This is a genomic window from Burkholderia sp. Bp8991 (genome assembly GCF_003853795.1).
GTDB lineage: Bacteria > Pseudomonadota > Gammaproteobacteria > Burkholderiales > Burkholderiaceae > Burkholderia.
Window position 1 is genome coordinate 117,782 of record NZ_QTQJ01000007.1, and the last position, 22,364, is coordinate 140,145.

General features: G+C 69.2%; 22 protein-coding genes. 14 read left to right on the forward strand and 8 right to left on the reverse strand.

Annotated elements, in window-relative coordinates; all coding sequences use genetic code 11:
• Positions 1–13: 13 nt before the first annotated feature.
• From DIE02_RS10340 to DIE02_RS10350, 3 genes are all read left to right on the forward strand, one after another.
• Positions 14–478: a GNAT family N-acetyltransferase gene (locus DIE02_RS10340; protein ID WP_124528918.1), complete on the forward strand. Its 465-nt coding sequence runs from the start codon at positions 14–16 to the stop codon at positions 476–478.
• Positions 478–1,056, forward strand: coding sequence for a hypothetical protein (locus DIE02_RS10345; RefSeq protein ID WP_124528920.1), 579 nt, complete (start codon positions 478–480; stop codon positions 1,054–1,056). Before DIE02_RS10340 ends, DIE02_RS10345 begins: the two co-directional genes overlap by 1 nt.
• Before the next feature lie 226 nt (positions 1,057–1,282).
• Positions 1,283–2,659, forward strand: a complete 1,377-nt coding sequence (locus DIE02_RS10350) for an FAD-containing oxidoreductase (RefSeq protein ID WP_124528922.1) — start codon at positions 1,283–1,285, stop codon at positions 2,657–2,659.
• A 46-nt stretch (positions 2,660–2,705) separates the two neighbouring features.
• Here DIE02_RS10350 and DIE02_RS10355 read toward each other — a convergent pair whose 3' ends face one another.
• Positions 2,706–3,599, reverse strand: coding sequence for an SDR family oxidoreductase (locus DIE02_RS10355; RefSeq protein ID WP_124528924.1), 894 nt, complete (start codon positions 3,597–3,599; stop codon positions 2,706–2,708).
• 95 nt (positions 3,600–3,694) lie between these two features.
• Here DIE02_RS10355 and DIE02_RS10360 point away from each other — a divergent pair, with 95 nt between their 5' ends.
• The 4 genes from DIE02_RS10360 to DIE02_RS10375 all read left to right on the forward strand — a co-directional run bounded on the left by DIE02_RS10360 (position 3,695) and on the right by DIE02_RS10375 (position 8,835).
• On the forward strand, positions 3,695–4,552 hold the full coding sequence (locus DIE02_RS10360) for a helix-turn-helix transcriptional regulator (RefSeq protein WP_124528926.1): 858 nt from the start codon (positions 3,695–3,697) through the stop codon (positions 4,550–4,552).
• Between the two features lie 279 nt (positions 4,553–4,831).
• Complete coding sequence (locus DIE02_RS10365; protein ID WP_124528928.1) at positions 4,832–6,061, forward strand: cyanate transporter; 1,230 nt, start codon at positions 4,832–4,834, stop codon at positions 6,059–6,061.
• A 151-nt stretch (positions 6,062–6,212) separates the two neighbouring features.
• Complete coding sequence (locus DIE02_RS10370) at positions 6,213–6,983, forward strand: ABC transporter substrate-binding protein (protein WP_124528930.1); 771 nt, start codon at positions 6,213–6,215, stop codon at positions 6,981–6,983.
• Between the two features lie 289 nt (positions 6,984–7,272).
• The gene (locus tag DIE02_RS10375) at positions 7,273–8,835 is read left to right on the forward strand and encodes a methyl-accepting chemotaxis protein (protein ID WP_124528932.1); all 1,563 of its coding nucleotides are present in this window, start codon (positions 7,273–7,275) and stop codon (positions 8,833–8,835) included.
• Positions 8,836–8,947: 112 nt separating this feature from the next.
• Here DIE02_RS10375 and DIE02_RS10380 read toward each other — a convergent pair whose 3' ends face one another.
• From DIE02_RS10380 to DIE02_RS10405, 7 genes are all read right to left on the reverse strand, one after another.
• Positions 8,948–9,331 carry a hypothetical protein gene (locus tag DIE02_RS10380; RefSeq protein WP_124528934.1) on the reverse strand — a complete coding sequence of 128 codons (384 nt, stop codon included), beginning with the start codon at positions 9,329–9,331 and terminating at the stop codon, positions 8,948–8,950.
• Between the two features lie 131 nt (positions 9,332–9,462).
• A complete protein-coding gene (locus DIE02_RS10385) occupies positions 9,463–10,935 on the reverse strand; it encodes an amidohydrolase family protein (RefSeq protein ID WP_124528936.1) in 1,473 nt (490 codons plus the stop codon).
• Between the two features lie 103 nt (positions 10,936–11,038).
• Positions 11,039–12,517 (reverse strand): sodium:solute symporter, encoded by a 1,479-nt coding sequence (locus DIE02_RS10390; RefSeq protein ID WP_044845341.1) that lies wholly within the window; start codon positions 12,515–12,517, stop codon positions 11,039–11,041.
• Complete coding sequence (locus DIE02_RS10395; protein WP_124528938.1) at positions 12,514–12,726, reverse strand: DUF3311 domain-containing protein; 213 nt, start codon at positions 12,724–12,726, stop codon at positions 12,514–12,516. The genes DIE02_RS10390 and DIE02_RS10395 overlap by 4 nt, the downstream gene beginning before the upstream one ends.
• Positions 12,727–12,765: 39 nt before the next feature.
• On the reverse strand, positions 12,766–13,854 hold the full coding sequence (locus DIE02_RS10400) for a porin (protein WP_409364362.1): 1,089 nt from the start codon (positions 13,852–13,854) through the stop codon (positions 12,766–12,768).
• A 169-nt stretch (positions 13,855–14,023) separates the two neighbouring features.
• Positions 14,024–14,149 carry a hypothetical protein gene (locus DIE02_RS35950; RefSeq protein WP_260441493.1) on the reverse strand — a complete coding sequence of 42 codons (126 nt, stop codon included), beginning with the start codon at positions 14,147–14,149 and terminating at the stop codon, positions 14,024–14,026.
• A 47-nt stretch (positions 14,150–14,196) separates the two neighbouring features.
• Positions 14,197–15,087 (reverse strand): IclR family transcriptional regulator, encoded by an 891-nt coding sequence (locus DIE02_RS10405; RefSeq protein WP_044845343.1) that lies wholly within the window; start codon positions 15,085–15,087, stop codon positions 14,197–14,199.
• 294 nt (positions 15,088–15,381) lie between these two features.
• Here DIE02_RS10405 and DIE02_RS10415 point away from each other — a divergent pair, with 294 nt between their 5' ends.
• The 7 genes from DIE02_RS10415 to DIE02_RS10445 are packed head-to-tail and all read left to right on the forward strand — an operon-like array spanning position 15,382 to position 22,230.
• Positions 15,382–16,464, forward strand: a complete 1,083-nt coding sequence (locus DIE02_RS10415; RefSeq protein ID WP_044845344.1) for an ABC transporter ATP-binding protein — start codon at positions 15,382–15,384, stop codon at positions 16,462–16,464.
• Complete coding sequence (locus DIE02_RS10420; protein WP_124487651.1) at positions 16,465–17,463, forward strand: ABC transporter permease; 999 nt, start codon at positions 16,465–16,467, stop codon at positions 17,461–17,463.
• A complete protein-coding gene (locus DIE02_RS10425) occupies positions 17,460–18,254 on the forward strand; it encodes an ABC transporter permease (RefSeq protein ID WP_124487652.1) in 795 nt (264 codons plus the stop codon). The genes DIE02_RS10420 and DIE02_RS10425 overlap by 4 nt, the downstream gene beginning before the upstream one ends.
• On the forward strand, positions 18,254–18,601 hold the full coding sequence (locus DIE02_RS10430) for a (2Fe-2S)-binding protein (protein WP_124487653.1): 348 nt from the start codon (positions 18,254–18,256) through the stop codon (positions 18,599–18,601). Before DIE02_RS10425 ends, DIE02_RS10430 begins: the two co-directional genes overlap by 1 nt.
• Positions 18,598–20,043 carry an NAD(P)/FAD-dependent oxidoreductase gene (locus DIE02_RS10435; protein ID WP_124487654.1) on the forward strand — a complete coding sequence of 482 codons (1,446 nt, stop codon included), beginning with the start codon at positions 18,598–18,600 and terminating at the stop codon, positions 20,041–20,043. Before DIE02_RS10430 ends, DIE02_RS10435 begins: the two co-directional genes overlap by 4 nt.
• The gene (locus tag DIE02_RS10440; RefSeq protein ID WP_044845349.1) at positions 20,036–21,187 is read left to right on the forward strand and encodes an FAD-binding oxidoreductase; all 1,152 of its coding nucleotides are present in this window, start codon (positions 20,036–20,038) and stop codon (positions 21,185–21,187) included. Before DIE02_RS10435 ends, DIE02_RS10440 begins: the two co-directional genes overlap by 8 nt.
• On the forward strand, positions 21,184–22,230 hold the full coding sequence (locus tag DIE02_RS10445; protein ID WP_124487655.1) for an ABC transporter substrate-binding protein: 1,047 nt from the start codon (positions 21,184–21,186) through the stop codon (positions 22,228–22,230). Before DIE02_RS10440 ends, DIE02_RS10445 begins: the two co-directional genes overlap by 4 nt.
• Positions 22,231–22,364 lie beyond the last annotated feature (134 nt).

Here is a 22,364-nt window from a genome sequence, read left to right on the forward strand (position 1 = left end):
CGCGCCCCGCCCCATGATCGAGATCCGCGCCGCCCGCTATCCCGACGATGCCGCCGTCGTCGAAGCGATCTTCCGCGAATACATCGCCAGCCCCACCGTCAGCCTCGCGTTCCAGGACTACGAGCCGGAGCTCGCCGCGCTGCCGGGCAAATACGCGGCGCCGCGCGGGCAACTGCTGCTCGCGTGGCACGGCGAGCGCGTGGTCGGCTGCGCGGCGTTTCGCGAAATCGACGCGACGACGTGCGAGATGAAGCGCGTATACGTGCGTCCCGACGCGCGCGGGCTGAACGCCGGCCGCCAGCTCGTCGAACGGCTGCTGCGCGACGCGAAGGCGGCCGGCTATGCGCGGATGTGCCTCGACGTGCTGCCCGAGTTCGTCGCCGCAAGGCAACTGTATGGTTCGCTCGGCTTCACGCCCGCGCCGCCGGTCGCGTTCAATCCGGTGCCGGGCACCGAGTTCCTCGGGCGGGATCTGTGATGGGCGCCGCCGCCCGCTGCGCCCTGCTCGCGCTGCTCGCCGCCGCGCTGTCGTCCGGCGCACGCGCCGGCGGCCTGCCGCACTCGGTCGCGACGCAATTGCCGTCCGGCTACCGGCCGCTCGTCGCGCAGGAAGGGCCCGACCTCGGCAACGGACGGCGCAGCTTGCTCGTCGTCGTGCATCGCGAAGCCGATACGCGCGCGCAGCCGTCGCCGCGCCCGCTGCTGATCTTCGAGGAGCAGCAGGACCGCGCATACCGGCTCGCCGCGCGCAACGACCACGTCGTCCTGCGCGCGAACGAAGGCGGCCAGTGCGATCCGTTCGATCCCGAAGACGCCGCCGACAGCGGCCTCGCGGTGAAAGGCCGCTATTTCACCGTGCAGAACTTCGTCGCCTGCGGGCAACACTGGAGCGACTACGTGACGTTCCGCTACGACCCGCGCACCCGCGGCTGGCTGTTCTCCAGCGAGATCTACACCGAATCGTTTCCGCTCGACGACAAGCCCGACGAAGTCACCGTCACGCGCGCCGACGCGCACCGGCCGGTGTCGTTCGGCCAATGGCGGCGCAAGGACTGAAGGACCCGCGCAGCGCAATCCTCAACTGGCGCGCAGCCGCGTTGCCGCCGGCCATGAAGCCTGCCGGCCGTCATGAACAATGTTCCGCGTCGCCCGCATCCGTACGACTCGCCTCCCCCCGCCAACCGGTCTACCATAGGCGCTCGTCGCCGTTCGGGCGCGCGCCGGCGCGGCATGCGGCTTGCGCGTGGTCCCTTCCCACGTTGAACCAGCGCAGGAGGACGTCATGACGCAACACTTCGATGCGATCGTCATCGGCACGGGCCAGGCCGGGCCGCCGCTCGCCGCGCGGCTCGCCGGCGCCGGCATGAAAGTCGCGATCGTCGAACGCGGCCGCTTCGGCGGCACCTGCGTGAACACCGGCTGCATCCCGACCAAGACGCTGATCGCAAGCGCGTATGCGGCGCAACTCGCGCGGCGCGCGCAGGAGTACGGCGTGTCGGCCGGGCCCGTCAGCGTCGACATGAAGGCCGTGAAGGCGCGCAAGGACCGGATCTCCGGCCGCTCGAACCACGGCGTCGAGCAATGGGTGCGCGGGCTCGACCACACGACGGTGTTTCAGGGTCATGCCCGATTCGAGCGGCCCGATGCGGTGCGCGTGGGCGACGACGTGCTCGAGGCCGAACGCATCTTCATCAACGTCGGCGGACGCGCGCAGATCCCGGCGATGCCGGGCCTCGACTCGGTGCCCTATCTGACCAACTCGACGATGATGGACGTCGACTTCCTGCCGGAGCATCTCGTGATCATCGGCGGCAGCTACGTCGGGCTCGAATTCGGCCAGATGTACCGCCGCTTCGGCTCGAAGGTCACGATCGTCGAGAAAGGCGCGCGCCTGATCCATCGCGAGGACGAGGACGTGTCGCAGGCCGTGCGCGAGATTCTCGAGAACGAAGGCATCGACGTGCAACTCGACGCGAACTGCCTGAGCGCACGGCGCGACGGCGACGGCGTCGCGGTCGGTCTCGACTGCACCGGCGGGCGCCGCGAGGTCGCGGGCTCGCACCTGCTGCTCGCGGTCGGCCGCGTGCCGAACACCGACGATCTCGGGCTCGAGCGGGCCGGCGTCGCGACCGACGCGCGCGGCTACATCACGGTCGACGACCAGCTGCGCACCAGCGTGCCCGGCATCTGGGCGCTCGGCGACTGCAACGGGCGCGGCGCGTTCACGCACACCGCGTACAACGACTACGAGATCGTCGCGGCCAACCTGCTCGACAACGATCCGCGCAAGGTGTCCGACCGCATCAATGCGTACGCGATGTACATCGATCCGCCGCTCGCCCGCATCGGCATGACGCTCGCGGAAGCGAAGCAGACCGGCCGCCGGCTGCTGGTCGGCACGCGGCCGATGACGCGCGTCGGCCGTGCGGTGGAAAAAGGCGAGAGCCTGGGTTACATGAAGGTGATCGTCGACGCGGACAGCCATGCGATTCTCGGCGCGTCGATCCTCGGCGTGACCGGCGACGAGGTCGTGCATGGCATGCTCGACGTGATGGCCGCCGGCGCGCCGTACACGACGATCAGCCGCGCGATGCACATCCACCCGACCGTGTCGGAGCTCGTGCCGACCTTGCTGCAGGATCTGCATCCGGTCGAATGAAGCGCGACGGGGGCGCGCGCATACGCTGCCCCCGCGCATGCGCGCGTCAGGTCTCGAAGTACCGCGGCCGGTCGATGTCGGCCAGCAACCCGGGCTGCATCGGCGCCCAGTCGAGCCATGCCCGGGTGCGTTCGCTCGTTGCGGGCGCATCCATCCCCGCGAACGTCGCGAACCAGCCGAAGTGTTCGCCGGCCTGCGCGCCCGATTTCGACACGACCGGCACGTTCAGCCGGCGGCCGATCACGGCCGCGATCTCGCGCAACGGCACGCCCGTATCGTCGACCGCGTGATAGCGCGCACCGGCCGCGCCACGCTCGACCGCGAGCCGGTACACGCGCGCCGCATCGATCCGGTGCACGGCCGGCCAGCGGTTGCCGCCGTCGCCGAGATATGCCGAGGCGCCCTTCTCCCTCGCGAACGCGATCAGGCGCGGCACGAAGCCGTGATCGCCGTCGCCGTGCACGGACGGCGGCAGGCGCACGACCGACGTGCACACGCCGCGCGCCGCCAGCGCCGCCGCGGTGGCTTCGGACGCACGCGGATAGGCCGCCGACACCGGCACGTGCGGATCGTCCTCGGTCGCCGCGCGCCCCGGCGCGACGAGCGCGAGGCCCGACGTGACGACCAGCGGCCGTGCCGACCCCGCGAGCACCGCACCGATCGTCTCGATCGCGCGGCGATCGAGTTCGCAGTTTTCCGCGAAGCGCGAGAAGTCGTGATTGAATCCCGTATGGATCACCGCATCGGCGGCCTCGGCGCCGCGCGTCAGGCTGTCGAGATCCTCGAGCGACCCGCGATGGACGTCGGCGCCCGCGGCCGCGACCGCGGCGGCAGCCGCGTCGGAACGCGCGAGACCGAGCACCGCATGCCCGGCGGCCGTGAGTTCGGCGACGACCGCGGCGCCGACGAAACCCGACGCTCCCGTAACAAAGACACGCATGTTCAACACCTCCGGATGAATGAGAGGCTTACTATCTGTCCGCCGTCGCGTGCGGTGAAGACGTGACGGTTTACCGGTAAACGAACTAACAGGCTATGGCTGACGCACCCGACAACCTGCTCGGCGCATACCTTCGGGACCGCCGCGAGAAACTCGATCCGGCCGCGCTCGGGCTGCCCGTCGCGCGCCGCCGCACGCCCGGCCTGCGCCGCGAGGAAGTCGCCCAGCGCGCGCACGTGAGCGCCGCGTGGTACACGTGGCTCGAACAGGGGCGCGGCGGCGCGCCGTCGGCCGACGTGCTCGACCGGCTCGCCCGCGCGCTGCTGCTCAACGACGCCGAACGCGAGCATCTGTTCCTGATCGGCCTCGGCCGTCTGCCCGAAGTGCGCTATCGCGCGAGCAGCGACGTCACGCCGCGCCTGCAGCACGTGCTCGATTCGCTCGACGCCAGCCCCGCGATCGTGCGCACGGCGACGTGGGACGTCGTCGCGTGGAACGACGCGGCCGCCGCGACATTGACCGACTACGCGACGCTGCCGCCGCCCGCACGCAACGTCCTGCGGCTGATCTTCGTCGACGCCGGGGTGCGCGACGCGCAGCCGAACTGGGAACGCGTCGCGCGCTTCGCGGTGGGGGCGTTTCGCGCCGACATCGCACGCGGCGGTGCGACGCAGTCCGTGCAGGCGTTCGTCGACGAGATGCGCGCGACGAGCGCCGAGTTCGACGCGATGTGGCGCGACCACGACATCCATTCGCATGACGAAGGAACGAAGGAGATCCGGCATCCGCAGGCCGGGCGGATCGCGCTCGAATATTCGGCGTTCTCGGTGACCGGCCGTCCGGACCTGAGCCTCGTGATCTTCACGCCTGCGACGCCGGCCGATCGTGCGCGCATCCGGGCGCTCGTCGCCGCGCGTGAACAGGCCCGCGAACCGCACGCGCCGGGCGCCTAGCTGCGCATCGAATGTGCGCCTGGAGCCGCCCTCGGAATCGCACCCGGAGTCGCAGCCAGAGTCACACCCGGCACCGCCCCCCAATCCGCCGCGCAGCCCGTGCGCCCGCGCCGCACCGCCCGCTGCGGTGCCCTCGCCCATCCGGCCCCGTCACGCGGCGCCGCGCCATCGCAAACCGCACTGATTGCCAGTCGAATATTTAATTTTCACCTGGACGAGCGCGCCTTTACCCTTTCGGCATCGCATCACAGGGCCACCGGCCCCCTCTGGAGCATTCCGATGACCGACCCCGGCACCGCGCAAGCCGTTTCCCGCCCGCACGCGGCTTCCGTGTCCTATGGCGCGCTCGCGCTGCTGGTGCTGGCCGGGCTCAACCTGCGTCCGTTCCTGACCGCGTTCGGCCCCGTGCTCGACCTCGTGCGTGCCGACACGGGCCTCGGTTTCCGCGCGGCGGCGCTGCTGACCACGCTGCCGTTCGTGCTGATGGGTGTCGTCGCCGGCCTCGGCGTCGGGCTCGCGCGGCGCTTCGGCGAGCAACGCGCGCTGCTCGCCGCGCTGGCGTTGATCGCCGCGGGTTGTACCGCGCGCCTGTGGAGCGACGGCAGCACCGGACTGGCCGTCACGGCAATCGTCGCGGGTGCGGGCGTCGCCGTGGTGCAGTCGCTCGTGCCGGGCCTCGCCAAGCGCTGGTTCGTCGACCGGCTGCCGCTCGCGATGGGCCTCTATTCGGCCGCGCTGGTCGGCGGCGGTGCGTTCGGCGCGGTCGCGAGTCCGTGGCTCGCCGCGCGCGGCGGCTGGCATCTGTCGCTCGCCGTGTGGGCCGTGCCCGCGCTCGTCACGCTCGCGCTGTGGCGCGCGAAGGCGCCGCGCGACGCGCTGCATGCGGCGGCGGCATCGGCGCCCGTCGCCGCGTTCGTACGCGTTCCGCGCGCATGGCAACTCGCGCTGTTCTTCGGCTTCAGCAACAGCGGCTATGCGAGCCTCGTCGCGTGGCTGCCCGCGTTTTATCGCAGCGTCGGCATGAACCCGCAGGCGAGCGGCAACCTGCTCGCGTGGATGGCGCTGTTCCAGGCGGCCGGCGCGCTCGCGATGCCGATGTTCGCAAAACGTTCGCATGATCGCCGCCCGGTGCTGTGGCTCACGCTCGCGCTGCAGACGGCCGGCTTCGCCGGCTTCGCGACGATGCCCGCGCTCGCGCCGTGGGTGTGGGTCGCGAGCGTCGGCATCGGGCTCGGCGGCTTCTTCTCGATGAGCCTGATCGTCACGCTCGACCACCTGCCCGATGCGCGGCTCGCGGGTGCGCTCGCCGCGTTCGTGCAAGGCGTCGGCTTCCTGACCGTCGCCGCGAGCCCGTGGTTGATCGGCTGGCTGCGCGACGCCGGCGGCGGCTTCGCGATCGCGTGGTGGATGCATCTCGGCGTGATCGCGTCGATGGCCGCGCTGAACGCCACGTTCTCGCCCGCCGGCTACCGGCGCAGCATGGCGCGCGTCACCGGCGCGGCGCGCTGACACCGCAGCACCGGCTTCCCTGATCCGGACGATCGCCGGCCGCTTGCGGCGCTCGTCCAGCCGCCCGCGCATGGCCGGGCGCGGGCCGTCACGCCCATCGGCCGCACCTTCGCTTCACCCCAGAACGACATCAATCGGTAAGGAGACAATCATGAAAAAGCTCGTCATCGCCGTCGCGCTCGCGCTGACGGCCGCCGCCGCCGCCGCGAAAGACCCGGCCGTCCTGCGCCTCGGCGTCGATCCCAGCTACGCGCCGTTCGAATCGCTCGCACCCGACGGCGCGCTCGTCGGCTTCGACATCGATCTCGGCAACGCGATCTGCGAACGCATGAAGGTGCGATGCGTGTGGGTCGAGAACGCGTTCGACGGGATGATCCCGGCGCTGAAGGCGCGCAAGTTCGACGGCGTGCTGTCGTCGATGAGCGTGACCGAGAAGCGCCTCGCGCAGATCGCGTTCACCGACAAGATCAACAACGTGCCGCCGCGCCTCGTCGCGCGACGCGGCGCGAACCTGCAGCCGACGGCCGAGTCGCTGGCCGGCAAGAGCGTCGGCGTCGAACAGGGGTCGACGCAGGAGACCTATGCGCGCACGTACTGGGAACCGAAGGGCGTGATCGTGCGCACGTACCAGACGCAGGACCTCGTCTATCAGGATTTGATTGCCGGTCGTCTCGACGCGTCGCTGCAATCATCGGTACAGGCCGATCTCGGCTTCCTGAAGACCGCGAAGGGCGCGAACTTCGCGTTCGCGGGGCCGCCGCTGCATGATCCGAAGACGCTCGGCGTCGGTTCCGCGATCGGCGTGCGCAAGGACGACGACGCGCTGCGCATGCAGATCAACGAGGCGCTCGCCAGCCTGATCCAGGACGGCACGTATCAGCGGATCGCGAAGAAGTATTTCTCGTTCGATATCTACAACTGACGGACATGGCCGGGGCCACGGACAATTCGCGTGCATCCCGAGCGGCGCATGCGACGTGGCCTCGACGATCGGCGCGGCGCGCTTCACGCGCGCGCATCCTCCCTCCGTCCCCCGCTGTCGCAATCATCCAGATTCGCGTCGCGTGCAGATAAAACCTCCGCGCCCGGCCCGCCGTTAACCCGTTCGCAGTCCCGGCGCCCCGTCTTTCAACGCGGCGCCCGTCGTCGTTCGTGATCCGGAATCCACATCCGCCGTCGGCCGCCCGTCGGGCCGCCGGCAAGGGAACGTCATGCGAAAACTCACCATCCGCGGCGGCCTCGTCGCGACCGTCGCCGGCTATACGGCGCTGCTCGTCCTGGTCGTCGGCGCGTGCATCGCCGCGCTCTACGCCGGCAACGGCTCGCTCGAAGCGATGTACCGCGACGACACCGCGTCGCTGCTGCACCTGAAAACCAGCTCGGAGCGCATGCTCGTGCTGCGCGAACGCGTCAGCGACGTCGCGCAGATCATCAGCGCCGGCCAGCCCGCGAAGGCGGAAATCGCGCAGCTCCACACGCTCCTCAAGCAGAGCGACGACGAACTGGACGCGTACTCGCGGTTGCATGCGCGCGACGCCGACGAGCAGGCCTTGTTCGATACGCTGCAGCAGCGCCGTCGCATGTTGCTCGATCAGGTTTTCCTGAAAGCGATGTCGCAACTCGACCACGACAACGCCTTCGACTTCCTCGACACGCACCGCACCGCGCCGCCGGCACTCTTCACCGCCTACCAGGAAGCGATCGATGCGCTCGAATCGTTCCAGGTCGCGCGCCAGAAGGCGCGCTACGACGCAGCCGGCGAACGCTTCCACCGGATCGTGTGGGCCATGGCGGCGGTCGCCGCCTTCGCGCTGGTCGTCGGCTTCCTGGCGCAGCGCGTGCTCGCGAAGGCGATCATCGCGCCGATCCATCTCGCCGTCGCGCATTTCGACAGGATCTCGAAAGGCGACCTGACCGGCGCGGTCGTCATTCCGGGCGAAAACGAAATGGCGTATCTGTTGAATGCATTGAAGCGCATGCAGGACGGCCTCGTCGAAACCGTGAGCCAGGTGCGCACGAGCACCGAGACGATCGTCGGCGACGTGCGCACGATCGCGAGCGGCAACGTCGACCTGTCCGCGCGCACCGAGCAGCAGTCCGTCTCGCTGCAGCAAGCCGCGGCGAGCGTGGAGCAGCTGACGGCAACCGTACGCCAGAACGCGGACAACGCACGCGATGCGCGCACTTACGCCGAGGGTGCGGCCGGCATCGCGGCAAAGGGCGGAGACGCGATGCAGCGCGTCGTCGAGACGATGTCGGCGATCTCGCACAGCTCCGCGCGGATTTCCGGCATCGTCGGCGTGATCGAAAGCATCGCATTCCAGACCAACATCCTCGCGTTGAACGCCGCCGTCGAAGCGGCGCGCGCGGGCGAACAGGGGCGCGGCTTCGCCGTCGTCGCGACCGAAGTGCGCGGGCTCGCGCAGCGCTGCGCATCGGCGGCGAAGGAGATTCGCGAACTCATCGGCAATTCCGCGCAGCGCGTCGAAGACGGCAGCGGTCTCGTCGCACTCGCCGGTTCGGCGATGACCGAGCTCGTCGTCGCGGTCGAGCGCGTGAACACGATCATGGGCGAAACGAGCATCGCCTTCGACGAGCAGTCCGCCGGCATCGAGCAGGTGAATGCCGCGGTCATCCAGATGGAGCAGACGATGCAGCGCAATGCCGCGCTGGTCGAGGAAGCGGCCGCCGCGGCGTTGTCGCTCGAGGATCAGGGCGCGCGGCTCAGCGATGCCGTCGCGCAATTCCGTCTGCGAGAAGCGGCGGCGGCGTGATGTAACGGCCCGGCCCGTGGCGGGCTGGCCGGCCCGTCACGCCACCCGGGCCGCAGCCCGGTGTCGTGACGGGAAACAGGTGGATCGCCGGTGTGCGGTGTGCCGTGTGTGACTAGACCGCCCGCTCCAGCAGGTCGGTTGCGAACGACTTCGCATGCTCGACAGCCTCCTGCGCATCGGGGAATACGCCGAGCTGATCCCAGTGCTCTTCGGCCGCGTAGGTTCCCCTCACCGCCAGCGCCCGCTGAACGCGCAACTGCGCGGCGTATCTGCCGTCGTCCAGTGGCCGGGCCGTCGCGACGACCTTGTGCGGCGGGCTCGCTCGCTCCGGCTGAACCAGTTCGACGGAGCCGCCGGCCGTGCCGATCGCCATCAACTCGTTCCTGGCCTTGCAGTCCGGGCAGTAGAAGCACCATCCCGCATCATCCTGGCGAGACTTGACCTGCCCGCGCGCCAGCACGGCACGACATTCAACGTTTTCGCAGATGAACGGCATAGCTGTCTCCGAAGTTGTTTGAGAGAAATCCTAGCATGTCCGTCGGCGGCGAAACCAGAAAAAAAGCCGGCCCCGAAAGGACCGGCTTTGCCGACATCGCACCGCGCAAATGCCTGCCCGCGCGGCATCGTTCAGTAGCGGCTGCGCCCCCACAGCGTCTTCGGTTCGTCGAGCAGGCGACGCAACCCGCTGCGCTCGATCATCGTCTCCGCGACTTCCATCACGCGCTCGAGAATCGCGTTCTCGTCGACCGACAGCACGCGCCGATCCTCCATCAGCACGCGGCCACCGACCATCGTCATGCACACGTCGGCCGCGTTCGCGAAACACGTGACGCGATACACCGGCATGTTCATCGGCATCATGTGCGGGCGGAACAGGTCGACGAGGATGAGGTCGGCGAGCTTGCCGGCTTCGAGCGAGCCGATCTCGTGATCGAGCGACAGCGCCTTCGCCGCGTCGATCGTCACCATCTCCAGCACCTTCCCGTGCGGCAGCACGTCGGGGTCGCGGAAATGGCGGCGATGGTAGTGCATGCACTGCCACATGTGACGGAACATGTCGTAGCCGCGATCGGGCGCCGCGCCGTCCGACGCGATCGCGACCGTCACGCCCGCATCGATCAGCTCGGGCACCGGGCAGCGGCCGATGATCGACATGATCGCGCTCGGGTTGTGGACGATCGCGGTGCCGGTTTCCACGCACGCGGCGATATCGGCGTCGGTCAGGTCGATGCTGTGCGACATGAACGACGTCGGGCCGAGCAGCCCGAGCTCGCGATGCGCGAACGCGAGCGTGCCGGCGCGGTGTCCGTCCTGCGTGAACGTCAGGCCGCGCTCGCGCGCTAGCGCGCCGTAGCGTGCAGCCTGATCGCGGAAATCCCGCTCGTACTGCGCGAGTTCCGGGTCGTGCTCGGGCCCGTACACCGGCAGCGTGATCGCGATCCGGATCCGCCCGTCGGAGTCGCCGTGGCATTCGTCGACGATGCGTTCGCACACGTCGTACATCGTGTCGAAATCGATGTCGCGCGTCTCGCCGCCGTCCGGCGTGTGGCGCGTGTATGCACGCGGCGCGGGCGGGCGCGACGGGCCGACGGCCACGATCGAGCGCGTGCCGGTGCGCACCACGGCATCGCAATGACGCCGCGCGTAGACGGGATCGTCGACGCGCATGATCGAGTTGCCGCCGCCGAGCAGCGACACGCCCGTCGTCACGCCGGCCTTCAGCCGTTCGAGCGCCGCGAGATGCGATTCGGTTTCCCAGAACGCCTCGTCCGACGCGCGCGTATAGATCGTCTCGGCCGCGGCCGACCACGCATCGCCGTCCGCGCCGCCGATCGTGCGCAGCATCGCGTGGCCCGCGTGCGCATGCGCATCGATCAGGCCCGGCAGCACGGCCTTGCGGCGTGCGTCGATCGTGCGCGCGGCACGGAAGCGCGCCTGCAATTCGGCGGTGTCGCCGACGGCGACGATGCGGTCGCCCCTCACGGCAACCGCGCCGTTCTCGATCACGCGCCGCTGCGGGTCCATCGTGATCACGCAGCCATTCGCGATCAGGGTGTCGATCGCTTCGCGCCGGTCGTCGGCCTTGTTCTCGGTCGTCATCGTTTCGGTGTCCTGTTGTAGTTAGAAGGGGCCGGGCGCCGCCGCACGGAAAAACCGCCGGGCAGTCGCCCGGCGGTTCGGCGGCGGCACGCCGATCGGGTCGTCACGCGGAGCGGGCCGGCGCGGCCACGCGCGCCTTCAGCTTGCGCTGCGCCGCGCTGATCGCGATGAACACCACCGCGTTCACCGCGAGTGCGACGAGCCCGGGGTTGATCGACGTCAGCGTGCTCGATGCGCCGGGGAACAGCGACGCGAGCGTCACGCCGTAGTAGTTCGTCAGCGCGATCACGATCGCACCGGCGACGATCCCCGCGAACGCGCCTTCCCGCGTGCCGAACGGCCGCTTCAGGAAGCTCGACGCGAGCATCGGCACGAGTTGCGTGAGCAGGCTCGACGAGAAGATCGCGAGCGTGACGAAGGTCGCGCCGCCGCGCAGCACGAAGTAGACGACCACCAGCGTGAAGATCGGCAGCGCGATCCGCGCGACACGCGTCACCTCGCGGTCGGTCGCGTTCGGCGCGAAGCCTTCGCGGTAGATGTTGCGCGCGATCGTCGTCGAGGCGTTCAGCATGATCAGCGAGCCCGGCACCAGCGCGGTCAGCAGGCCCGTGCCGCCGACGATGCCGACGAACCACGCGGGGAACGTCTGCTTCACGAGACGCAGCAGCGCGAGATCGGTCTGCGCGCCTTCGAGCCCGTGCACCGTCATCACGGCCGCGAAGCCGACGAGGAACAGGAACGCGATCAGCACCTGGTACAGCGGCATCAGGATCACGTTGCGGCGCAGCGCGCGTTCGTCCTTCGCGACGTAGATCGCGGTGAAGCCGTGCGGGTACAGGTAATAGCCGAGCGACGTGAGCAGGATCGTCGAGTTGTACCAGCTCAGGTTGAAGCCGTGCTCGGGCATGCGCAGCAGTTCGGGATGCGCGGCGTCGATCTTCGCGAACATCTCGCCGAGGCCGCCGTAGTAGTGCATCGGCAGGTACAGGCCGAGGAAGATCGCGATCGCGAGGATCAGCACGTCCTTGAAGATCGCGATGCTCGCCGAGCCGTGGATGCCCGACACGACCATGTACACGGCCATCAGCGTCGCGGCGATCCAGATCGCGGCCGCTTGCGGAATCAGCCCGTACGACATCTCGGACACGATCACGCCGAGGCCGCGCAGCTGGATCATCAGCAGCGACACCATCGCGAACACGGCCACGACCGACACCAGCACGCCGATCGCGCGGCTGTCGTACTTCGACGCGAAGTAGTCGGCGAACGACACGAGCCCGCGCGCCTTCGCGTAGCGCCACACCGCGGGCAGCATCCAGTAGCCGATCACGAACGCGAGGCAGCCGTACGACAGGATGTAGAACGCGGGCACGCCCTTGCTGTAGGTCCAGCCGCTCGCGCCGAGGAACGAGAACGTCGAGAACGCCTCGCCCGCCATCAGCAGAAATGTGAGCAGCGAGCCGAAGCCGCGCCCGCCGACCGCCCACTGCTCGAGCGTGAGCTTGCGGCCGCGCCGCGCCATCACGCCGATCGCGAGCGCGAACACGGCGAACGCCGCGATGATGATGATCGAGGCGTTCATCGCGCGTCTCCCGTGCGGCCGTCGCGGGCCGCATCGCGCTCGTCGAGGTGGAACAGGATCGCGAGGATCGCGGCGGTCGCCGCCATCCAGATCAGGTTCCACACGAGCAGGAAAGGCAGGCCGAACAGCAGCGGCCGCACCTCGGCGATCGAGCCGCCGGTGTACATCCCGACGAACGGCAGCGCCGCCAGCAACAGTCTGAATTTCATCTATGTCTCCTCCGGAAGACGCGCGAACGCGTCAGCGCATCAGAACTTCTGGCGGATGCCGACCACCACCGCCACCTGAGACGTCGTCGACGACGGCCCGTCGGTCCCGTCGATCCACGCGTGGCCCACGCCCGACGACGCCTTCTGGTAGAAGCCGTTCACGTACACGTCGGTGCGCTTCGACAACAGGTACTGCAGGCCGGCCGACACCTGCTGGTAGTGACCGTCGTCGGCGCCGCGCGCGACCTTCGTATAGGTGTAGCCGGCCGCGGCCATCAGCGCGGGCGTGATCAGGTAGCGCACGCTGCCTTCGTAGTTGTTGAAGCGCAGCGCGCCGCCCGTCGCCTGGCCAAAGTTCGAGCCCGTGTACAGCAGCCCGAGCGTCGCCGCGCCGATCGTGTAATTGCCGCCCGCGCCCCAGATCTGCTGGCGCACCGCGCTCGACAGGCCGGCGCCGAACACCGACGCCGAGCCCGGGTAGTAGTTGTCCGACGCAACGGCGCCCGTCGCGCTGGCCGCCGGATGGTTCACGCGCGTATAGGCGGCGCCTGCATTGAGCGGCCCGTGCGTATAGGTGACGCCGGCGCTCCACGAGTTGTCGTTCGAGAAGCCCGTCGAATTCGAGAACCCGTACATCAGGTTCGCCTGCAGGCCCGCGATCGTCGGCGACACGTACTTGACCGCGTTGTTGGTGCGGAAACTATTGTTGATGTCGTCGTTGTCGAACGGGTGCGTCGAGTACTGCGCGAGGAAGCTGCTCATCTGCAGCGAGCCGAGAATGTCCTGCGTCGAGTTGTACTGGCGGCCGAGCGTCACCGCGCCCCAGTTCGCGCCGCTCAGGCCGACCCACGCGGAGCGGCCGAACATCCGGCCGCCCTGCCCGAGCGCGCCGTTCGCGACGTTGAAGCCGTTCTCGAGCCGGAAGTTCGCCTTCAGGCCGCCGCCGAGATCCTCGCTGCCGATCAAGCCCCAGCGCGGGCCCGATTCGTTGCCGCCCGTGAACTGCCACAGCGCATGGCCCTTCGAATTGTTCGTGTAGGTCACGCCGGCGTCGACGATCCCGTACAGCGTCACCGTCGACTGCGCGTGCGCGGCGCCGGCGACCATCATCGCCATGGCTGCGCTCATGCACGCGACGCCCGTCTTCCTGCTCATCGTTCGCACCATCTCCGTCATCTCCTCTCCAAACCGTCTTGTCGATGTTGTGTTTTGTTGATGCTGGCCATACGCGCCGGTCGGCTTGTATAGACAGTGGCTGGATGGTATCCAGCCGCAGTCGCATCAAGAAATGAAATGTTCAACTGGCCGGCAGTTGAAAATCGAATGGAGACGGATGAAGGGGAAACGGGCGGCGAATGCGCGCGCCTGCAAGCAGATAGAAAGCATGGAAGCCCGCCGGACGCGACGCATTCTGCTCAGTCATGAATGGCTCGCGTAAGCAAGCTGACGAAACGGTGACGCGCGACGCGCCTATGCGGTTTTCCCGGATAGACCGTGCATCGGCCGCCGCAATGCGGCGTCGAACGGATTCGTGCGCGGGCCGATCGCATCGGCCTGGCGCCGGAGCAGTTCGACGACCATCGGCATCCGGTCGTCGCCGAGCCGCGACGCCAGCGTGCCAACGCTCAGCGCGCCGACCGGGTAGCCGGTGCGATCGAGGATCGGCACCGCGACGCCGGCCATCCCGTCGAGCACGCCGCTGTTGCGGCCCGCGTAGCCGAGCTCGCGCACGCGCTCGATCTCGGTGCGCAGGTAGACCTCGTCGAGCACGCCGTAACCGCGAATGCGCGGCACGTTGAAGCGGATCACTTCCTCGCGCTCGGCTTCCGGCAGGAACGCGAGGATCGCGAGGCTGCCCTGCCCGACGCCGAGCGCAATGCGCCCGCCGATGTCCCCGGTGAACGAACGGATCGGGAACGGGCCTTCGCACAGATCGAGACACACTGCGTCGAAGCCGCTCTTCACGAGCAGGAAGATCGTCTCGCCGAGGCTTGCGCACAGCCGCAGCAGCGCAGGCCGGCACAGCGTGCGCATGCTGCTCGGGTTGCCGGCCAGCGCGGCGAGCGCGAAGAAGTCGACGCTCAGCCGGTACAGCTTCGACTGTTCGTCCTGCTCGACCATCCCTTCGGCGATCAGCGATTGCAGGATCCGGTGCGCGGTGCCCTGCGTGAGGCCAACGGCCTTCGCGAGGTGCGTGACGCGCACGCCGTCCTGCTGCATGCCGGCCAGCGCGCGCAGGATCGCGAACGCACGCTGCAGCATGCCGGTGCCCGGCGCGCCGGCCGCATCGACGGCGGCGTCCTCGTCCGCGGCCGGCATGCGTACGGCACGCGACGTTCCGGGCGAATGCGGTTCCTGCATGCGGATTCTCCTCGATGATTTCATTGAACGGAATACATCAGCTGCCATTGTCGTGTCGCCAAAATGCGCGCGGCATCCGGGTGTGCACGGGATTGACGCGCGTCTTTCACCACCTGCCCGCCCTTCATTCAACGGAACGATTTGCCGGCGACTCGGCAAAGCATTCCGTTCACTGGAATTTTTCTGAAATTCATCTCGTTGAGCAGAATTCCAAATTGACGCTCCGAAATATGGCTGGCTAGAGTCCGCGTCAATGACGCACCGGCCATGCGGTGTGCGAACCCGGAGTGCTCCATGTCGTTTCTCACGCTTACGGATCTGACGAAATCGTTCGGCGCGCTCACCGCCGTCGCCGACGTCAACCTGTCGGTCGAACAAGGCGAATTCGTGTCGCTGCTCGGGCCGTCGGGCTGCGGCAAGACCACGACGCTGCAGATGATCGCCGGCTTCGTCGACGTCACCCGCGGCCGCATCGCGCTCGACGGGCAGGACATCACGCACATGAAGCCGAACCGCCGCGGGCTCGGCATCGTGTTCCAGAGCTATGCGCTGTTTCCGCACATGAGCGTCGCGGAGAACGTCGGCTTCGGGCTCGACATGCGCGGCGTCGACAAGGCGGAGCGCGCCGAGCGCATCCGCGCGGCGCTCGCGCTCGTGCGCCTCGATGCGCTCGCGCACCGCTTTCCGCGTGAATTGTCCGGCGGGCAGCGGCAGCGCGTCGCGATCGCGCGCGCCGTGGTGATCGAGCCGCCGGTGCTGCTGCTCGACGAGCCGATGTCGAACCTCGACGCGAAGCTGCGCGAAGAGATGCAGTTCGAACTGCGCGCGATCCAGCGCAAGATCGGCACGACGACGATCATGGTCACGCACGATCAATCGGAAGCGCTGTCGATCAGCGATCGCGTGGTCGTGATGGAAGCCGGCCGCATCACGCAGACGGACACGCCGTACCGCGCGTACGAACGCCCGGAGAACCACTTCGTGTCGCAGTTCATCGGCAAGGCGAACCTGCTGCCCGGCACGATCGTCGCGCACGACGGCGACGCGATCCGCATCGATCTCGGCCACGATCTCGCGGAGACCGGCCGCACCGTGCACCTGCCGGCGCGCGAGCGCGACGTGCGCATCGGCGATGCCGTGTCGGTGTGCATCCGTCCCGAGAAGCTACGACTGTGCGCACCCGGCGCGGGCCGCTTCGCCGCGACCGTCACGAGCCGCTTCTTCCTCGGCAGCCAGTGGCTGTACCGCGTCGACAGCGCGCTCGGCGAAGTGCTCGTGTGCTGCCAGAACGAAGGCGCGGAGCCGCTCGCGGAAGGCGCGCCGGTCGGCGTCGACTGGCACAGCGACGCGGTGCGCGTGATGCGCCGGGAGGCCTGAATGCGACAGCCTACCCGTCCGCTTTCGACCGACGGCGCGCCGACCGGGCTCGCGCCATCGGGCGCGGCCGCGACCGCGGCGGCCAACGCGGCCGACGCCGTTCCGCTTCGCACCGGCAGCGTTGCGCTGCGCGCGACGTGGCGTGCGCACGCGCCGCTGTGGCTGATGTGCGCGCCCGCGTTCGCACTGTTCGCGGCGCTCGTGCTCGTGCCGCTCGCGATGACATTCGCGCTCACGTTCTACCGTTACGACCCGGCCACAGGTCCGATCGCCGCCTTCCAGCTCGGCAACTACGCGGAGGTGCTCGGCTCGTCGTACTTCCACACGATCTTCGCACGCACGTTCGGCATCGCCGCGCTGACCACCGCGATCTGCGTCGCGATCGGCACACCCGAAGCGTACGTGCTGTCGAAGATGCGCGATCCGTGGCGCTCGCTGTTCCTGCTCGTCATCCTTGCTCCGCTGCTCGTGTCGGTCGTCGTGCGCGCGTTCGGCTGGAGCATGCTGCTGAACACGAGCGGGCTCGTGAACCAGGCACTCGGGCTCGTCGGCCTCGGGCCGTACAAGCTGGAATACACGACGTTCGCGATCGTGATCGCGCTCGTCCACGTGATGCTGCCGTTCATGGTGATTCCCGTCTGGACGGCACTGCAGCGGCTCGATCCGCAGACCGAGCACGCGGCGCTGTCGCTCGGCGCGTCGCCGTTCACGACGCTGCGCCGCATCGTCGTGCCGCAGCTGATGCCGGGCGTGCTGTCGGGCAGCCTGATGGTGTTCGGGCTGTCGGCGAGCGCGTTCGCGATTCCCGGCCTGCTCGGCGGACGCCGCCTGAAGGTCGCGGCGACCGCCGTCTACGACGAATTCCTCGGCTCGCTGAACTGGCCGCTCGGCGCGACGATCGCGGTGCTGTTGCTGGTCGCGAACCTCGTCGTGATGCTCACCTACTACCGCGTGCTCGAACGCCGCTACGCGCGCAGCCTCGGAGGCGCTTCCCGATGAGAAAGAACGGCCCCATTGCGCTGGCGTTCCATACGCTCGTGATCCTGTTCGTGCTCGCGCCGCTCGCGATCGTCGTGCTGGTCGCGTTCACGCCCGACGAAACGCTGACGCTGCCGACGCACGGGTTGTCGCTGCGCTGGTTCCGCGCGATCCTCGACTATCCGGACTTCGTCACCGCGTTCGCCAACAGCGTGAAGCTCGCATTCGCGTCGGCGACGCTGTCGCTCGCCATCGCGTTGCCCGCCGGGCTCGCGATCGGCCGCGCGACCTTTCCCGGCCGCGCGTTCCTGAACGGCCTGTTGCTGTCGCCGCTCGTGATTCCCGGCCTCGTGCTCGGCATCGCGCTGCTGCGCTTCTTCGCGCTGATCGGCGCGACCGGCTCGTTCGCATGGCTGGTGCTCGCGCACATGATCGTCATCACGCCGTTCGTGATGCGGCTCGTGCTCGCGTCCGTCGCGGGCCTCGACCGCAGCATCGAGCAGGCCGCGTGCTCGCTCGGCGCTGCCCCGTGGACGACGTTCCGCCGCATCACGCTGCCGATGATCCTGCCTGGCATCACCGGCGGCTGGCTGCTCGCGTTCATCAACAGCTTCGACGAGCTGACGATGTCGATCTTCGTCACGTCGCCGCAGACGGTCACGCTGCCGGTGCGCATGTACATGTATGCGACCGAATCGATCGATCCGATGATGGCGTCGGTATCGGCTCTGGTCATCTTCATCACCGCCGGCGCGATGCTGCTGCTCGATCGCGTGTACGGCCTGAACCGCATCCTGATCGGCCAACACTGATGACGACCTTCGTTTCCCGCTCCACCGACAACGCGGACGACGGCGCGCAATTCGTGCGCGTCGCCGAACGCGAGCGCGCCGCCGTCGCGTTCACGCTCGACGGCCGCCCCGCGCACGCGCTCGCCGGCGACACCGTGCTCACCGCGATCCTCGTCGCGCAGCGCCGCGTGCGCGTGAGCGAATTCAGCGGCAAGCCGCGCGCGGGCTTCTGCCTGGTCGGCGCGTGCCAGGACTGCTGGGTCCGCACCGAGGCCGGCGCCCGCGTGCGCGCCTGCTCGACGCCGATCGCCGATGGCATGCGGATTCTCACTGGCGCGCAGCCCGCCACGGCCGGAGACGCATCATGAGCGACGCACTGCGACCGGTGATCGTCGGCGCGGGGCCGGCCGGCGTGCGCGCGGCCGAGGCGCTGGTCGACGGGGGGCTGCGCCCCGTCGTGATCGACGAGAACGCGCGCTGGGGCGGGCAGATCTATCGCCAGCCGCCGGCCGACGGCGCGTTCGCGCGCGGCAAGCGCGCGCTGTACGGCTTCGAGGCCGCGAAGGCCGATGCCGTGCACCGCACCATGGCCGCGTTGCTGCCGCACGTCGACTATCGGCCGAACACGCTCGCCTGGGCGTGCGGCGCGGGCCGCGTCGACACGCTGCAGGACGGCCGCGAAACGACCGTGCCGTTCTCGCACCTGATCGTCGCGAGCGGCGCGACCGATCGCATGCTGCCGGTACCCGGGTGGACGCTCGCGGGCGTCTATACGCTCGGCGGCGCGCAAGTCGCGCTGAAGGCGCAGGGGTGCGCGATCGGCAGCCGCATCGTGTTCGCGGGCACGGGGCCGTTGCTGTATCTCGTCGCCTATCAATACGCGAAGGCCGGCGCGCAGGTCGCGGCCGTGCTCGACACGAGCCCGCTGAGCCGGCAGGCTGCCGCGACGCCCGCCCTGCTGCGCATGCCGTCCACATTCGCGAAGGGGCTGTACTACATCGGCTGGCTGCGCGCGCACGGCGTCGCGATCGAAACCGGCGTCACGCTCGAGCGCGTGCTCGGCGAGCGGCACGTAACGGGCCTCGCATGGCGCGCGGCCGGCGGCGACGCGCCGCCGCGGATGTTCGACTGCGATGCGCTCGGCCTCGGCTTCGGGCTGCGTTCCGAGACCCAGCTCGCGGATCTCGCCGGCTGCCGGTTCCGTTTCGATCCGCTCAACCGCGCATGGCTGCCCGAACGCGATGCGGCCGGCCGCACATCGGTGCGCGGCATCTACGTGGCGGGCGACGGTGCCGGCATCGCAGGCGCTGACGCGGCCGAGGCGTCCGGGCGACGCGCGGCGCTCGCGCTGCTCGGGGATGCGGGTATCGCGATGCCGTCGTCGTCGCCGTCGCTGGCCGGCAAGCCCGATGTAGCGACGCTCGATCGCACGCTCGCCCGGCTCGGCGCGTTCCGTGCCGGCCTCGAAGCGGCGTTCGCGCCGCCCGCCGCACTCGCCGCGCGCTGCCCGGACGACACGATCGTGTGCCGCTGCGAGGAAATCGACGCGGGTACGCTGCGACGCTGCATCCGCGGTGGCGAAGCGACCGAGCTGAACCGGCTGAAGGCGCTGACACGCGCCGGGATGGGCCGCTGCCAGGGCCGCATGTGCGGCGACGCGACCGCACTCGTGCTCGCCGCGGAAACCGGCCGCGCGCTCGCGGACGTCGGCCGGTTGCGCGCGCAACCGCCGGTGAAGCCGTTCCCGATCTCCGCCGCACTCGTGGGCGACGATGTCGCGGCGATTCCCGACGAGGCACGCGATGAGTGAACGCCGTCACTACGACGTCGCGATCGTCGGCGGCGGGCTCGTCGGCGCTTCGGCTGCACTGGCGCTCACGCGGCACGGCTTGCGCGTCGCGCTGTTCGAGCGCCGCGACTGCGGCGCGCAGGCAAGCGGCGTGAACTACGGCGGCGTGCGCTGCCAGGGCCGCCCCGCCGAACAACTGCCGCTCGCGCTGCGCGCGCGGCGCATCTGGGATCGCCTGCCCGAGCTGATCGGCATCGACGGCGAATTCGTCGTGTCGGGTCATTTGCGGCTCGCGCGCAGCGACGCCGATCTCGATGCGCTCGATGCCTACGCGACGCTTGCCGGCGAGCACGGCTTGCCGTTGCAGGTGATGCGCGGCGACGCGTTCCGCCGCCGCTACCCGTGGCTCGGCCGCGCCGCGGTCGGCGGCTCGCTGTGCGCGACCGACGGGCACGCGAACCCGCGTGTCGTGTCGCCCGCGTTCGCGCGCGCGGCCCGCGCAGCGGGCGCCGACGTGTTCGAGCACACGCCGGTCGACGACGCCCGGCACGACGGCACGCGTTTTCATGTCGTTGCGGGCGGCCGTGCGTTCAGTTCGACGTGGCTGATCAACTCGGCCGGCGCATGGGCGAACACGATCGCCGAGCGCTTCGGCGAAGCCGTGCCGATGGAGCCGATCTACCCGAACATGTGGGTGACCGAACCGCTGCCGCCGTTCATCACGCACAACCTCGGCGTGTACGGCGGCGGCGTGTACGCCCGGCAGGTCGCGCGCGGCAACTGCGTGATCGGCGGCGGGCGCGGCCGCGGCGACGGCGAGTTCGGCCAGCCGTCGGTCGACACGACGCGCGCGGTGATGCGCGATGCGTGCGCGCTGCTGCCCGCATTGCGCGACGCGCTGCTGATCCGCACGTGGAGCGGCGTTGAAGGCTGCACGCCCGACCACAACCCGATCATCGGCGCGAGCCGTACCACGCCGAACCTGCTGCATGCGTTCGGCTTTTCCGGCGGTGGCTTCCTGCTCGCGCCGGGCGTCGGCGAAGTGCTCGCCGAGCTCGTCACAATCGGCGAAACCGCCACGCCACTCGATGCATTCTCGATCGGCCGCTTCTTCCCCCAAGCCGCGCCGACCGCCCCTTTCCGTCAAGAGGAGACCCAACGATGAAACTGCTCGGAACGATCGCGGCGGCTGCCGCCCTCTGCCTCGCAGGCGCCGGCGCGCCGGCGTTCGCGCAAACCAAGACGATCTACGTCGGCATGAACGGCGGCCCGATGGAAAAGGCCTATACGAGCCAGGTGCTGCCCGACTTCGAGAAGGCGAACAACGTGAGGGTCATCGTCGTGCCCGGCACCTCGTCCGACGTGCTCGCGAAGCTGCTCGCGAACCGCAACAAACCGCAAATCCACGTCGCGTTCCTCGACGACGGCGTGATGGCGCGCGCGGTCAGCCTCGGTGTATGCCAGAAGCTCGACGACTCGCCGGTACTGAAGGAGCTTTATCCGTTCGCGCGAATGAAGGACGACGTCGGCGCGGGCGTGCAGCTCGGCATGACCGGCATCGCGTACAACAAGAAACTGTTCGCGGAGAAAGGCTGGGCGCCGCCGACGTCGTGGATGGATTTCGCCGACCCGAAATACAAGGGCAAGGTCGTGTTCCAGTCCACGTCGAGCAGCACGTTCGGGCTGCACGGATTTCTCGCGATCAACCGGCTGCTCGGCGGCAGCGAACAGAACGTCGAGCCCGGCTTCAGCAAGTGGGCGAGCACGGTCGGGCCGAACGTCGTCGAGTACATCCCGAACTCGGCGAAGATCTCCGAGATGGTGCAGACCGGCGAGGCCGGCCTGTTCCCGCTGACGCCGACCGGCGTCGGCGACCTGCAGGACAAGGGCATTCCGGTCGCGTATGCGAACCCGAAGGAAGGCCCGGTGCTGCTGCTCGTCGACCTGTGCGTGGTCGCGAACAACCCGGATCCGCAACTGGCCCAGAAGCTCGCGCAGTTCCTGCTGTCCGCACCCGCGCAGACGAAGGCGGCCGAAGCCGGCAAGCAGATCCCGACCAATCGCCTCGCGAAGATGCCCGCTGCGATGCAGCAAAGCCTTGGCAACGTCGACGATCTGGTGCGCAAGTTGACGGTGGTCGACTGGACGGCGATCAACGCCCGCCGCGCGCAGTGGGACACGCGCTGGAACCGGCAGATCGAGCGGTGACGGGCACCGGCGTTCGCGGGTACGGCCGTGCGCGCCACGACCATCATTTGCGGGAGTGATGACACTCCCCTTTTTCTGCGGATTTGACCGGGGCGGCGGTGCCGACAACACTAGCCCGCAGTGCCGCATGCGTC